Raw genomic sequence first — 13,458 nt, 5'->3', positions numbered from 1 at the left:
GTCCAATGATCAACATACCACACATCCAGCTTGAATCGTTCTTCGAATGACGTAGCGTTTCTGCCATGAATCTGAGCCCATCCCGTAATGCCGGGTTTTACATCGTGCCGCCGTTTCTGCTCCGAATCGTACCGCGGCAAATACTGCATAAGCAGGGGCCTTGGCCCCACAAGGCTCATTTCGCCGCGAAGGACATTCCACAATTCAGGAAGTTCATCAAGACTGGAACTTCTTAGAAAGCGCCCCACAGAAGTCAGCCGCTTTTCATCGGACAAAAGTTTTCCTTTGGCATCACTTTGTTCTACCATAGTTCGAAATTTATAAATCGTAAATGGTTTTTCCCTGAAGCCTGGTCGTTTTTGTCTGTAAAGGATCGGACGGCCCATATTGATTAGAATCACGGCCGCGATGATGAGTAGGACAGGGGAAAGAAGGACCAGTCCGGCAAGGGAACCTACAATATCCAGAAAGCGTTTAGCTGCCATCAATTCAACGGATGCTCTCCACGATGAATTAGATTTGTATACTCCTGATGCAATGCATTCCAGACCTTCTCTTGTTGAAAGTGTTGCATGACTCTTTGTTGCGCTGCCCGGCCGTGTACTATTCTCAATTCTTCATCTGTCAAATAGACCGCAAGTGCTTCGGCAAAATCCTTTACATTGAATGGATCAATCAGACGGCCGGTGTTTCCATCTTCAACGGCGTCCTGAGTTCCCGTAACTTTGAATCCGACAGTCGGAACTCCGGAAGCTCCCGCCTCCAACGGAGCATTTGGAAATCCTTCTCTGTGAGAAGGAAACGCAAGCACGTCCATGAGAGAATAATAAGATGCAGTATCTTCTACGAATCCAGGAAATATGATTTGCGGATGTTTGTTCAACTCTAAAATCAGGTTGTCATCAACAGGATCTCCTTTTTCGAAATCACCCAGGACGACTAGCCGCACATTTGGAATCCACTGAAGAAGAAGCTCAAACCCATTCATAAGCTCTACGATTCCTTTATCATGTGTCAGGCGGCCTACGAAACCAACCACAGGCGCATCCAGCGGAATCCCAAGAGCGTCTCTCAATGCTTCATTTTCTCCGGATTTTTTTGCAACAGTGAATCGTTCGACATCTACTCCATTAGAAGAACCGGCGCCAAGAACGACAGTTTTACTCTCCTGTGTGAGATCCAGTTCGAGATATCTGGCTCTCAGGCTCCTGCTTACGCAGATGACTCGGTGGGCGCAAGCCGCGGCGATTTTTTCCGTGAGGCTTAAGACAAATCGGGCCAATCCATCCTTTGTTTCCAAACGAAGACCCCGTAACGTATAAATCCGCAAAGGAACCCTTGCCATCAAGGCCGCAATCATTCCCAGCAATCCTGCTTTTGGTGTGCCTGCATTTACAATATCGGGTTTCAAATTTCTAAGAAGCGAATAAAGTCGGAAAAGAGCAGCGCAGTCTTTCCATAAATGAATTTCTCTTTCCATGGAAACGGGCAGAACGGAAACACCTTCACGCTCGGCCACCGTTTCTAAATCGCTTCCAGGAGAAGTAATCAAGATGGTCTCCATCTGGTTGTTTTGCATGAATGACAATTGTCCGCATAACAGGTAACGAGCGGTCATTGGGTGAGTGACGATGTAAACCAGCCGGGGATGATTCGAATCTCGTTTCGTAGTGACCAACAGTTAAAAAAGTTCCAGGTCGCCTATGGAGCATCTCCAATTGGACCAATCAAGAATGTCAATTCCAGGTACAGGATTCTCCAATTGCCTTACGGTGAATGACGGCCCCCTTTTGCCTAGGGGCAGAAAGTGGGACTTTCTAAAAAGCGTCTGCTCAACGGTTCCATTGGCAGCAATGGCGGCTGCGTAGTCTGCTCCGGAAGCGCGCACTGTTTCCTCCAACAAATCCTTTCCAAGCTCTGCTCCATCTGGAGAAGCAAGCAGCTCGCTGATGCTTAACTCTTGCAATCCCCTTCGTTGTCTATGGCGAAAAATGATTAACGCGGAGGAATTTTTTTCTGACCGGCATCTGGCATGGTAGACAAATCCCGGAATTTCAGCGTATCGCCACTGCAGGTAGTCTCCGGTTCGAATTGTGTGCAGGCGTGATTCAGAAGAGAAATTGTTCAAGCATTCTTCCCAATCAGAACTTTGCAAAACATGGCTAATGGAACTGGATTCATTCTTTAAAACAGGCGGTTCTTTTTTTTGCAAGAAGCTCCATGCAATACGAAGAGGTTTAAGCGGACGGATCCACAATGGGATCCGGGTTACCTCCTTCCATCCCAACTTTAGATATCCAGGTTTGCTGTACCGGTTGGGCGTATTGAAGACAAAGGAAACCCCATTCTTTTGCATTTCTTCTAAAAGATTAGAAGTCAAACGTGAGAAGATGCCTTTACCGCGCCATTCCGGGTGCGTGACGGTATCTACGGCCCGCACTGCCTGGTAGTTTTTGCCGGCGGCGGCCCACATCCATCGCATGAGAACCCTCAACCCGATGATCTTGCCTTCCTGTTCTGCCGCTATTCCGGTAGAGATACCAAAAGGATTTCTGACATGTTTCCACTCCCAAAATTCACGAGTTCTCGGAACGTCTGATTTTCCGAGGCCGATTTCCAGCAGACGTGTAATCTCCTCGTAGTCGTCCGGCGTGATGGAGCGAACAATGTAGTTAGTGGACAAGGGACCGTTTTTCAAGAACGCGAAGGTATAGTTCTTCCAATTGCTGGGTCATTCTTTGCATGCTGAAATGCTCTTCAACAAGGGCGCGCCCTGCCAGTCCAAACTGATGTCGCAATTGGTCGTTTGATAAAAGAAATGATACTTTTTCAGCAAGAGTCTCGGGATCTCTGGGAGGAACCAGAAAACCGGTTTTACCATCAACCACCACTTCTGGAACGCCGCCAACACAGGTTGCTACAACAGGGAGTTTCATGGACATCGCTTCCAGCAGGGAAATCGGCAATCCCTCAAAAATCGAGGAATTCAAATAAATATCCATCGCAGATAGGTAAGGTACAACGTCCTCCTGTAAGCCTGTGAAATGGACGACCTCCTTTAATCCAAGCCGCACAGCTTCGGCTTTCACTTCATTGAACAACAGCCCATCTCCTACAAGCAAAAACCGGACATTCGAATTACGTCTTCGAATGATTTCTGCGGTTTTCAGCCAGTTGAGAAGATCTTTTTGGATACGGAATACAGCGACTGTTCCAATCACAGGAGCATCCTGTTCAATACCCAACTGTACGCGCATCCTTTTTCGTTGCTCGGGAGAGGCAACATAAGAATGAACAGCAACCCCATTTTGCACTACGGTAACCGGTATAGAGTTTCCTGCGCGTGATTTGATCGATTCGGAGACTTCATGAGACACAGCCACGACCCAGTCCTGCCATTTCCAGCTAAAAACATTCGCGCGACGAGTCCAGGAATGGTACCGTTCCATTACGTTGTGTTCCGTGTAAATCACGGGAGTGCCGGTCAATTGCCCGGCTATTCGCCCAACAACACCGGCCATTGGCAAATGACAATGAACCAGATCTGCTTTCCATTTCTTGAGAAAACGCGTAACTCTCGGGATGGCAAGAATCATATTTGCAGCGTGGTTAGCCTTGAAACAAACAACCTCGCCACCCTGTTGTTCTAATCCCGAAACGACAGCATTCTTCCACGGCAAGAAGTAACCATATCCATAGGTGAAATGATCTCGATCTGCAAATCGTAGCCCTTCTTCCAAAAGTACTTCGGCTCCTCCTCTCCCAAGACTTTTGATCAAATGGAAAATGCGATAGACCTTGTTCATAATTTCTTGATGGAGCGAAGAAATCGGTTCAGCCATGATCTTCCCTCCCTTATGAAGGGGGAATAGAGGGAGGGTTGGGAATTTCTCTAACCATCCAACCTCCCCTCAATCCCCTCCTTCATAAGGAGGGGGAAATCCATGGTTAGTCCGTCATCTCATCCTTGAACTTTGTTCTCCAAAGTCGTTTGTAGAATTCCAAATACTGTTCGGCAATTACTTCCATCATGAAGTTTTTCATAACCCAATCGCTGGCTTTCTTTCCCATTTCAATCCGTTGACCCTCATGTGAAAGTAGTTCAACGACCGCCTCGATCATCGATGTTTCATTGGAAGGATCGACAAGAATTCCGGTTTCTCCATCCAAAATGCAATCGGAAACACCTCCGACGTTGCAGGCTATCGAAGGAATCCCTAACAGCCCGGCTTCAAGCACGACTCCGGGGATTCCTTCCGTCTCGCTGGACAGCACGAATAAATCCGCAGCGTTCACATACGAGGCGACATCCTGTTGTAATCCTATGAAGCGAACGGCGCCCGCGACTCCGAGTGTTTCCGCATACGTTTCTAATTCCCGTTTGAGAGTGCCATCTCCAAGGATCCACAACTGCAGCAAAGGAAATTGTGAAATTCCATGTTGAAGCAAGCGAATCAACCTGTCCACGCGTTTTTCCGGAGTCAAACTACCAACAAAAACTAACACAGGCGCCAATTCCGGGGTTGCAAGACTTTGTCGGACTTTCTCTCTACTCTCTTTCGGCACAAAAGTCGCAGGCTCAACCGCTCTGGGGATTCTGACCAAATCCGAATTACCATTGAGTAGTAACTTCAAGAAATCGAAAGAGGTCCGGCTGACAGCAACAATTCCATCCATTTGATTGATCGCAAAATTCCGGTAAAACCATTTGCGCAATAGACCTCGAACCCAGGTGCGTGGATCTCCTATGTTCCGATAGACAAAAACACAACGAGTATTTTGTTCCAGCATGCTCACGAGAGCGCCATATTTTACCGTCCGCGCAGCGTTGACCTGAACGACTTCTGGTTTGAACTCTCTTAATAGGGAACGGATCCGTTTCAGGATTTTTGGATTCCATCCGGGAACTCTTTCCGTAAAATGATTCTGATCTTCACCGATCAAGACATCGCTGCTTCTTAAAGATAGTGTCGCAGCATCGGTAGCCGAATATAAATAGACCTCTCTTACCTGATGTCCTTCTCTTAGAAATCGTTCGGACAATTGGTAAGCAAACATTTCGGCGCCCCTTAATTGAGGCTTTTGAACGATCTGAAGAATCTTCATTTACGCGCTTGTAGGTAGCGACTTTTAGTCGCTACATGCTGAAATTACGAAGCGATTTGTTTTATAGCTTGAGGACCAGGAAGTATCCGGTCAGTTTGAGGTTCAACACGCTTCAGCTGCCTTGTTATGGGAATGGCATGCAGCCAGATGATCAGAAGCGGCATGACATGAATTCGTTGGCGAGCGATGATCCCAAGATTTCCGATCGCCATCCCAAGCATCACAACGTACAGAATTGTCAATGGTACAACAAAGCGCAATAAGCGGTTCGATCGCCAGGCGCGAATTAGCTTCCACACCCTTCGCCGCTTTGCGATAACAGCGGACCAGAAAAAAATCATTTCTGCGGATGCAGCAGCAGCAAGAAAGCTTCCCGCTTCCCAGGGAAAAGGGCGAAACAGGATATTGACAATCGCCAGCGGAATCGCCCCTGGTCCCGTTGGTGTTCCGATGGCGCTCCCACCTTCACTCGTGCGCTCTGAAATAGTATCGACATAACTTCTTAACTCTCCAAAATCTCCGGCTTCAATGCCCAGGTTTGAAAAACCCTGTCTGAGGACCAAAACCAGCAATATCATTATCAGCATTCCTTGCATAAAGTGGCCCGTACCCCATTTTTTGGCGGGGGACAACCAGTGAGCCACGGCAACTGAGACAACCATAACACCCGCTACGTGCGGACGGATCATTCCAGCCAAACCAAGACCTAAAATAAATGAAAGCCATCCAATCCTGTTTCCTTTTGATGTGTAGCCATAAACAACCAGGCCGGTAGCAAGCAGAATCAAAGCATCCTTTCCCAGGCTGCTTGGCCAAAAGCATAAGGAAGGAAAGAATAATAGCCATCCCAGATAGCCTTTCATACTCGAGTCAGGAAAGTTTTTTTGAAAAGCCTTTGCAAAAAATAACAAACCACAGAACGCTAGAATCGAAAAGAAAAGGAAACCTCCGTGTTTTGTGGGACCGATCACAGCCATAACAAATCCCGTAATCAACATAACGGTTTGGGTACCCCACCACTGACCGCTTCCCCATAATGGCGCATCGAAGAAAGAAAAATCGAATTGCCAGATCATACTCGAGTAGTACAGCCCGGCCTTATAATATCTACCCGCATCTCCACCACTGTAGTAACCGTACAAAACCCAGTACCGGACAATGCTCCCCACGACTCGCATCAGTATTCCCGCAATCAGTAACTTTCCAACTAACTTTGGAAAACGCCCGGCAATGGGGCCAACGGTGAGCAGGAAGCCAAATACAAAAACTAGAAAGAAACCGAACCAGTCATAACTCATAAAGCTTCAAATCCCTTCCGAATTAGATTACTCTTTCGAGATCTCCAAGCGTCAAAGCCCATGAATCAATGGATGCAGGGTCAGGACTGATTGCATGGAGCGGTCGCACCGCAAGCACGGATCGGCCACGACGAATTACAGGGCCACGGACAAGTTTCATCGCGCCCTTTCCGGTAGCAACGAAAATGAAGGGACACCTTTGGCTTTTTGCCACACTGTGAACAAGTATCGCTCGTTCAGATCGGGTGCCCAATAGTTCCTGGATCACAAGAAGTCGAATTCCACTCCGTACCACTACTCGATAAATGATTGCATTTGCTGATTCTGCTTGTTGCAATCGTGCCGTGCCGTAGGCAATTCCAGACTTCTTGCTGTAGCGCCAACGTATCGTTTCGGCATTGCGTATAGTTACGAATCGATCGATCGGAGATGAATAATGGTCAAATAAATCAAATACATCTTCGTTTTCTTCAATTCTTCCCGTACGAGCAGGTAAGACGGGTTGAAAACCGTGCCGAACGGGTGAAAGTATTTGCCAATCCATGGAAACATAACCGGGAGCGCTATTCGCGTTTGGAGTTGTAAAGACAAATTGCGCCTCGACGCTTTGAGCAGCCGAATCCACAGCATGTTCTGTTAAACGGCGGAATACTCCTCGCAACCTTGCACGGGGCAGCGTTACTGCATCAACGGTTCGAAAAGCCTGGATCCGCTTATCAGAGACCTGGAAACACCAGCGCATCATTAACCGGACTCCAATGATGCCCCTATCATCCAGCGCAACCCATCCCAGTGAAGGGCCGATTGGATTTTCAAAATGTTTCCATCTAAACCATTCCTCATTGCGAGCAGGTACCAAAACCTCGTTCAGAGCACTCAGTATCTGTTCGCTGTTCACTTCGCGCATCGGGACGATCGAAAACTGGGCCTGTGAACTTGTCGTTTGCGTCATTTCCTGGTAGCTGCAGTCTGACGAAACAACTGAATCATACTGGAAGCGGATCGATCTAATGTAAATCGTTCTTCAAATATTTCTCTGCTGCGTTTTCCGAATGTGATGCATTTATTTCGATCCTCCAGAAGTGTCTCGAGTGCCTGAGCAAATTCGATTGCCGATCCTGGCTGTACCAGCAGCGCATTGCCACCGGGCTCCACTACTTCAAGAACCGCGGGAATGCTGGATGCAACTACGGGAAGTCCTAAAGCCATTGCTTCGATTACGGCGCCGGGCAACCCCTCGTACAAGGAAGGAAAGGCAAAGACATCTGCCGCTGCAAGAATTTCAGGTATATCGGAACGATAACCGAGGAAGCGAACTCTGCCATTCAATCCAAGCTTTTCGCTCAGTTGCGAAAGCTCACTGGAAAGAACTCCTGACCTTCCAGCAATGAGAAGTACTAATCGCGGGTGTTTGGGAAGTAAATGGGCGATCGCGTCCAACAGATATTTCTGTCCTTTTTGGTATTCGAGTCGCCCAATGTTAACAATGATTTCGTCATTTTCGTCGAGACCCAAAGCAGTTCGAGCAAGCATCGAGCGTTCCTTTCCCGGATAACCGAGTCGATCAGGATCGCGTCCTCTCTCCACTACGGTAATTCTTTCCGGCCGGATTCCGAGAGTCGTAACTGCAGACTCTTTCGCCGCTTTCGAAACGGCGTGAAAATGCGTTGTACAGCACCGCGCAGTCCACGAATCAACCCATCTCACTATTCGAAGTCGCCTGGCCTTAATGTTTGGATCCTTAAATCGGATGGCTTCATACGGCGTATTCACAAGACTACTTAGAATTGGAACGCCCCTTCCAGACAGGCGTCCCAGAATATTGGATGCAAATAAAGTCGTGTGAATCAGATCAGGTTTTTCTGCTAAGATGATCTTCCGAAGTTCTCGCAATCGCGACAACCATCCTTTCCCCTTCAGGATTCGGACATCGAATCCAAGTTTCTCAACCTCTTTTTGAACTCCTTCTTCCCGTTGGCGGAGACAAACGATAATGCAGGAAATACTCGCTCGTTCAAGATAGGGGAGTAGCTCGGCTAGAGATCTTTCCGACCCGCTGCGACCAAGACTGTCGATCACGAAAAGGATTTTCAGAGGCACCATCACATGCCGACAGCAATTCTGGCCCGGTGAATTGCAGGATGGAGACCGCTCAAAATGATACGAAATCGATCCATTCGAGTAGTGGAATTAACCCGTACCCGCGAAATCTGAAGTGGTTCTTCGGGAGGCCAGGAACTGATACGATGATCAAACAAAAATGCTGCTTCGTATCCCAGCGTTTTTAATAACGGAACAGCTCTTTCATCAGAATCACCATTTGGAAAAGCGAACGATTTCGGTGCATGACCAAGAGCTTCGGTCAGTATTTCATGCGAACGATACATCTCATGTGAGATTTTCTCAGTCGAACAACGCGGAAAGCAGGGATGCGTATGTGAATGATTTCCGATGGAGATGCCAGAGGATTCAAGAAGTGGAAGTTCACGGCTGTTCAGTTGTGGGAGCGGTTTGCATTCCTTTCCCGAAGTTCGTTGAAGATCCTCGATTGCTTTCAACCTCTGATCATCCGGAGCTCTTTTTAGCAATCGAACCAGATCCTCGGGATTCTTGCATGGAAACTCAGTCAAGCTTCCTCCCTTGCGAACTAGCTCTTTTACTTGATCCCACCACGGAGCAGTTTCAGTGTCAATCAAACCGGAAACAATAAAGCCTACTCCAGGAACTCCTCTTTTTTTTAGAATCGGTCTGCATAAATCCAACAGGGTTCTGTCCCCATCGTCAAAGGTCAAAAGAACAGCTTTCTCCGGTAATCCGCGCCCACCGGCCATTGCTCTTAGAACATCGTCCAGGCTAACCGGATGCATTGTTTGAACAAGGTAATGAATGTGCTGTTCAAACTGGTTCGGATCGTCAATGGCATGGTAGGCAAGTACAACAAATCTTCGACTGGCTCGCCATAGAAAAAGCGGCTGAGCAGGTGAACGATATAGAATTGCATCAAGAAAGGTTCCTATTTTTTGATTCATTATTTTATGCAGGAAGCTCTTCCCGCAGAGAATCGGATTCTTTTGGCCGCGCGATAACCGTACGGCCCATGCGGCCTCGATATCCATCAAGCACTGCGAGCAATTGCAGGCGGCTAAAAGCTGCGCCATAAGGAATTCCCCGAAACCAGGAAAAAAGTGTTCTGGCAATCGCTTTCATGGTTTCACGCCGCGCCAGATCCGGTCGCGAAAAAGTTTTGCGCATCATGAAAATGTAGTTCCTGGTTCTGTAGTACCGTCTCCAGATTAAGGCCGACGGATATTTAGAAATCCAACTACGGGTCCGTTTCAATTTCAAACGTCCCTTTTTTTCTCTATGTTTCCACATGAGTTGGCCGTCTACTAGAAATCGAAAGCCTGCTCTTCTAACTCGCAAACAATATTCCGGCTCATACGAACCAAAAAAAAGTCGCGAATCCGGGAGTCCCGCTTCTCGAACAGCTCTGTTCCGTAGGATCAACTGGCTGTTACCTCCAATAGTATCCACCTCCACTATTCCTACCAACTGTTCATCTTTCAGTCTTTCAGACTCTCCTATCTTCCAGTTGAATCGTGCACCAACGGCGCCGATACCCGCAACATCGTCTTCTACATTCTCAGCGATTGTCATGAGACGCTCAAAAATATCAGGGAATTCGGGAGGATCATCTTCATCGCCCCAGTAAATCCACTCATATCCCTGGGCCACGAGACGAGTGAGCGCGTACGCAGAAGCTCCGGCCGGACCGACATTCTGCTCCATTGCCTGATAGATCACATTTCTATTGGAGTAATTCTGAACAATCTTTTCTGTCTCTCTCGAATTACCGTTGTCAACCACCAGTAATAGATCCGGAGGGCGTGTTTGTTGCAGTATTTGATGGATCGTTTCGCGAAGGATCTCTGGACGGTTGAAACTAATAAGGAACGCGGCCAGCTTCATTTGATGGAGGGTTTATGCAAAACCGCATTGATACAATACATGCTTCGCCCGGTTCGTCCACGTGTATTGTGCTACAACTTCACTTGCTGTCTGTCCAAGGCTTTGCTCCAATATGGAATCGTTCTGAAGCCGCTTCAAAGCGTCGATCCAAAGTTCCGGCTGATTGTAAGGTAACAGTAACGCATTGCTTCCATTTGTGAGAACTTCTTTGAGGATCGGTAGATTTGATGCCAGAATTGGTCGCCCCGCAGCCATGTATTCAAACATTTTCATAGGAGACGTAAACGACGCAATGTCTCCTCCTCCAGATGCTTCTACCCGGTCCCCGTATGGCATCAAAAGCACATTGGCAGCCTGAAGAAACGCGAATACATCGGCAGGCGGCTTAAATCCAAGCAACTTCAGATTTGTTAAATTATCCAACTTCCGCCGATAATGGGAAAGCTCCGTCTCACGGCCGCCTACAATAATGAAGAGATGATCTGGAAGTTTAGCGGCGATTTGAAAGATCAAATCGATTCCCCTTCCGGGATAAAGATGACCTGCATACACGACTACACGCCGTTCTGATTCTGAGAGATTGATCCGATTGCGAGCTTCCGGGATTGAAAGTTTCTGATTCACCCAACCTTCGTCCACACCGTCTGGCGCCACAATGATTGTTAGATGATTTGGCAGACTCGCGCGCAATTGATTTGCCATCATATGAGTGACCATAACTAGGGCCATGGTTCTCTTGCTGGTAACTATCTGCCGGAACAGGGCGTTCCGTTTTGGATTTGTGATTGGCTGATGTAACTCCAGAATCGTTGCTACGCGGAATAACTTCGTCAAACCCCATGCGGCAGATAAGCTGCGCGAATGAATTAAATTTGGCTTGCCGGTTACGGCGACGAGAGGCATAACAACTGTACGATGAAGAAAATCAAGTGGCTTCCAGCGTGGAATTGGAACCTTTCGTATCGCAAAATTACTATAAACACCATAAAACGAATAAGGATCTGCAACTCCCTGTTCGATACCCACCTTCCAGTCTGGTACCAAAAGGGTCACTTTGTGACCGAGATCAGCGTAGGCCTGACACATCCTCATAACATGGATACTATTTGCGTTGCGGGAGGGAACCCTGGAATTACTAACGTACCAGATATTCATCTCTGATTTATCTGCAGTCGGTTCGGAACTTCAAAGCTGCAGTCGAGGTCGTTATCAAGTGAAGGCGATCCTATGCAACATCGGCAAAAACGTCCTCCTTACGGCGGAAATAAATTGCACCCGAGAAGGCAATCAGGGATGCGCTGATTGTGCCGATTACGATCAAATCCCACGGCATGGAAGTCCTGCCGAGCAGAGCAGATCGAAATCCTTCAATGACACCGGCTATGGGGTACAACCCGTAAAGGAGCCGATATTTATCCGGTATCAGCGAAGCGGGCCAGACAACGGGAGCTGCATACATCAAAAGTTGTGTGACAAAGGGAGCAGCATGTTTGATATCACGGTACTGAATGGATAATGCGGACAGCCACATACCCACTCCAGAAGCTGTGAGGACCATCAAAATAAGAAGAAAAGGCAAAAACAAAATATTTATGTTCGGCATAGTTCCGTACCATGCCATCATTCCGCCGAGCATGATAGAGGCAATAGCGAAATCAAGCAGCTTTGCTAGGACCGGGGTCATCGGAATAATAAGTCTCGGAAAGTACACCTTCGTGAATAATTTGGAATCAGTGAGAAGGCTCATGGTGGATGCAGTCATGGCTGAGGAGAAGTAGGTCCACGGAAGAAGTGCCACGTAAGAAAAAATCGGGTAAGGAATACCATCCGTTGGAACTTTCACCATGCGTCCGAACACGAGAGAAAAAAGGACCATGCTGAAAAGGGGCCGGATGATGGCCCAGGCAAATCCTAAAATTGTTTGCTTATAGACAACGGTGATATCTCGTAAAACGAGAAAATAAAACACATCTTTGTAGAGCCACAATTCCTTCCAGTCTATTAACCAGGAATCCTTCTTGGATTCAATGATTATTTTTGGAAGGTCCTTCTCCGGTGGTTTAGATTTCGACTGATCTGTGTCCTCCACAGAACTCGGAGGGTAATCAGCTATTTTTTGACCTGACATATTGTTTTATTTTTCTTCATACGCATAATGCCGGTTGACGCTTCCCGCTATCTTTTCGAAAATCTCTAAATTCTCCGCGCTCAACTCATCTTTCCATTTTAAGTCCAGCTTTATTCCAAGCCCCAGCGACTGATTCAGGTCTGAATCCTTCCTATGCGATGAACCTTCAATAGAGTCCCGTGCCATATGTTTTTGATACCTGACAATGGGGCTTCTCGCCCTGGAATTACTTTGAAGGACATGATGCTCATGCTTCCAGTATTCGAGCATCCCAGGCTCATAATCAATTCTAAGAAAGGCGCATAGTGAGGAAAGAATCCTTTCGGAATCGGTGGCGAGCGACTCGTAAGAAACACGAATCCGCATGTCTGACCGAAAATCACGAAAGAATTCTTCCATCTTCTCAGTGAGCGTTACCCAACCTCTCACTGCGTCATGTATATCTTTTTCAGGATACTTCCGAAGGTACGAATTGACTACCGCTCGGCCATCACGACAGATATATATCAAAATCGGATCCTGATCCCTCCAATGCCAGAAGGGAAGCAACTGTCTCCGGATCCAGGATATGCTTTTGCTCGAATCTATTAGAACGCTGGCGCCAGTCCATTGAAAAAGATCCCTGTAGATATTGCGACGAATGCTTCCGAAGCGGCTGTAAACTTTATCAACGATTTGCGAGCTTCCGGAATTACCCCAGCCGAAGTAAGACTCCAATATCGAAATGGAAACCCTGTTCGTCCAGAACACACAATTTTCGCCACAGATCTTGCAAATTGCGGTCTGGAGCTTGCCATTTTTGACCATTTTGCAGAGAGTGGAAAACTCACCTAATGAGAATCCGCGAGAGTGACTCCCCAGAGTCAGATCTAATAGGGTAGAACCGGAATGTCCGCTTCCCATAACAAAAATTACTTTTCTTGTGACCTTTTCGTCCGGTTTGGATTCATTCATAGG

General features: G+C 47.3%; 13 protein-coding genes. All 13 read right to left on the bottom strand.

The window, feature by feature from the left end:
• The coding region (locus L0156_30085) for a sugar transferase (GenBank protein ID MCI0607253.1) at positions 1-485 on the bottom strand (485 nt) is incomplete at its 3' end.
• The gene (locus L0156_30080; GenBank protein MCI0607252.1) at positions 485-1,579 is read right to left on the bottom strand and encodes a glycosyltransferase family 4 protein; all 1,095 of its coding nucleotides are present in this window, start codon (positions 1,577-1,579) and stop codon (positions 485-487) included. The genes L0156_30080 and L0156_30085, both read right to left, overlap by 1 nt.
• Before the next feature lie 102 nt (positions 1,580-1,681).
• Entirely contained in the window at positions 1,682-2,683 is a 1,002-nt protein-coding gene (locus tag L0156_30075) for a GNAT family N-acetyltransferase (protein MCI0607251.1), read from the bottom strand.
• A complete protein-coding gene (locus L0156_30070) occupies positions 2,673-3,842 on the bottom strand; it encodes a glycosyltransferase (GenBank protein MCI0607250.1) in 1,170 nt (389 codons plus the stop codon). Before L0156_30070 ends, L0156_30075 begins: the two co-directional genes overlap by 11 nt.
• A 106-nt stretch (positions 3,843-3,948) precedes the next feature.
• Positions 3,949-5,106 (bottom strand): glycosyltransferase family 4 protein, encoded by a 1,158-nt coding sequence (locus L0156_30065; GenBank protein ID MCI0607249.1) that lies wholly within the window; start codon positions 5,104-5,106, stop codon positions 3,949-3,951.
• Positions 5,107-5,150: 44 nt separating this feature from the next.
• Positions 5,151-6,404, bottom strand: a complete 1,254-nt coding sequence (locus L0156_30060) for a hypothetical protein (GenBank protein MCI0607248.1) — start codon at positions 6,402-6,404, stop codon at positions 5,151-5,153.
• A 22-nt stretch (positions 6,405-6,426) separates the two neighbouring features.
• Positions 6,427-7,356 carry a GNAT family N-acetyltransferase gene (locus L0156_30055; GenBank protein MCI0607247.1) on the bottom strand — a complete coding sequence of 310 codons (930 nt, stop codon included), beginning with the start codon at positions 7,354-7,356 and terminating at the stop codon, positions 6,427-6,429.
• Entirely contained in the window at positions 7,353-8,507 is a 1,155-nt protein-coding gene (locus L0156_30050; protein ID MCI0607246.1) for a glycosyltransferase family 4 protein, read from the bottom strand. Before L0156_30050 ends, L0156_30055 begins: the two co-directional genes overlap by 4 nt.
• Positions 8,507-9,433, bottom strand: coding sequence for a polysaccharide deacetylase family protein (locus tag L0156_30045; GenBank protein ID MCI0607245.1), 927 nt, complete (start codon positions 9,431-9,433; stop codon positions 8,507-8,509). The genes L0156_30050 and L0156_30045 overlap by 1 nt, the downstream gene beginning before the upstream one ends.
• A gap of 4 nt (positions 9,434-9,437) precedes the next feature.
• Positions 9,438-10,373: a glycosyltransferase gene (locus L0156_30040; GenBank protein ID MCI0607244.1), complete on the bottom strand. Its 936-nt coding sequence runs from the start codon at positions 10,371-10,373 to the stop codon at positions 9,438-9,440.
• Between the two features lie 12 nt (positions 10,374-10,385).
• On the bottom strand, positions 10,386-11,426 hold the full coding sequence (locus tag L0156_30035) for a glycosyltransferase (protein ID MCI0607243.1): 1,041 nt from the start codon (positions 11,424-11,426) through the stop codon (positions 10,386-10,388).
• A 172-nt stretch (positions 11,427-11,598) separates the two neighbouring features.
• Positions 11,599-12,501, bottom strand: coding sequence for an ABC transporter permease (locus L0156_30030; protein MCI0607242.1), 903 nt, complete (start codon positions 12,499-12,501; stop codon positions 11,599-11,601).
• Positions 12,502-12,507: 6 nt separating this feature from the next.
• Positions 12,508-13,455: a sulfotransferase gene (locus L0156_30025; GenBank protein ID MCI0607241.1), complete on the bottom strand. Its 948-nt coding sequence runs from the start codon at positions 13,453-13,455 to the stop codon at positions 12,508-12,510.
• Positions 13,456-13,458: the final 3 nt, after the last annotated feature.

The organism is bacterium, assembly GCA_022616075.1.
Taxonomy (GTDB): domain Bacteria; phylum Acidobacteriota; class HRBIN11; order JAKEFK01; family JAKEFK01; genus JAKEFK01.
The sequence above is the reverse complement of the archived record's forward strand: the minus strand, read 5'-3'. Positions and strand labels throughout refer to the sequence as shown.

Excerpts from the sequence above, each read along its gene's own strand:
- L0156_30080 (MCI0607252.1), bottom strand. The coding sequence starts at position 1,579 with ATGCAAAACAACCAGATGGAGACCATCTTGATTACTTCTCCTGGAAGC.
- L0156_30070 (MCI0607250.1), bottom strand. The coding sequence starts at position 3,842 with ATGGCTGAACCGATTTCTTCGCTCCATCAAGAAATTATGAACAAGGTC.
- L0156_30065 (MCI0607249.1), bottom strand. The coding sequence starts at position 5,106 with ATGAAGATTCTTCAGATCGTTCAAAAGCCTCAATTAAGGGGCGCCGAA.
- L0156_30060 (MCI0607248.1), bottom strand. The coding sequence starts at position 6,404 with ATGAGTTATGACTGGTTCGGTTTCTTTCTAGTTTTTGTATTTGGCTTC.
- L0156_30055 (MCI0607247.1), bottom strand. The coding sequence starts at position 7,356 with ATGACGCAAACGACAAGTTCACAGGCCCAGTTTTCGATCGTCCCGATG.
- L0156_30050 (MCI0607246.1), bottom strand. The coding sequence starts at position 8,507 with ATGGTGCCTCTGAAAATCCTTTTCGTGATCGACAGTCTTGGTCGCAGC.
- L0156_30045 (MCI0607245.1), bottom strand. The coding sequence starts at position 9,433 with ATGAATCAAAAAATAGGAACCTTTCTTGATGCAATTCTATATCGTTCA.
- L0156_30040 (MCI0607244.1), bottom strand. The coding sequence starts at position 10,373 with ATGAAGCTGGCCGCGTTCCTTATTAGTTTCAACCGTCCAGAGATCCTT.
- L0156_30030 (MCI0607242.1), bottom strand. The coding sequence starts at position 12,501 with ATGTCAGGTCAAAAAATAGCTGATTACCCTCCGAGTTCTGTGGAGGAC.
- L0156_30025 (MCI0607241.1), bottom strand. The coding sequence starts at position 13,455 with ATGAATGAATCCAAACCGGACGAAAAGGTCACAAGAAAAGTAATTTTT.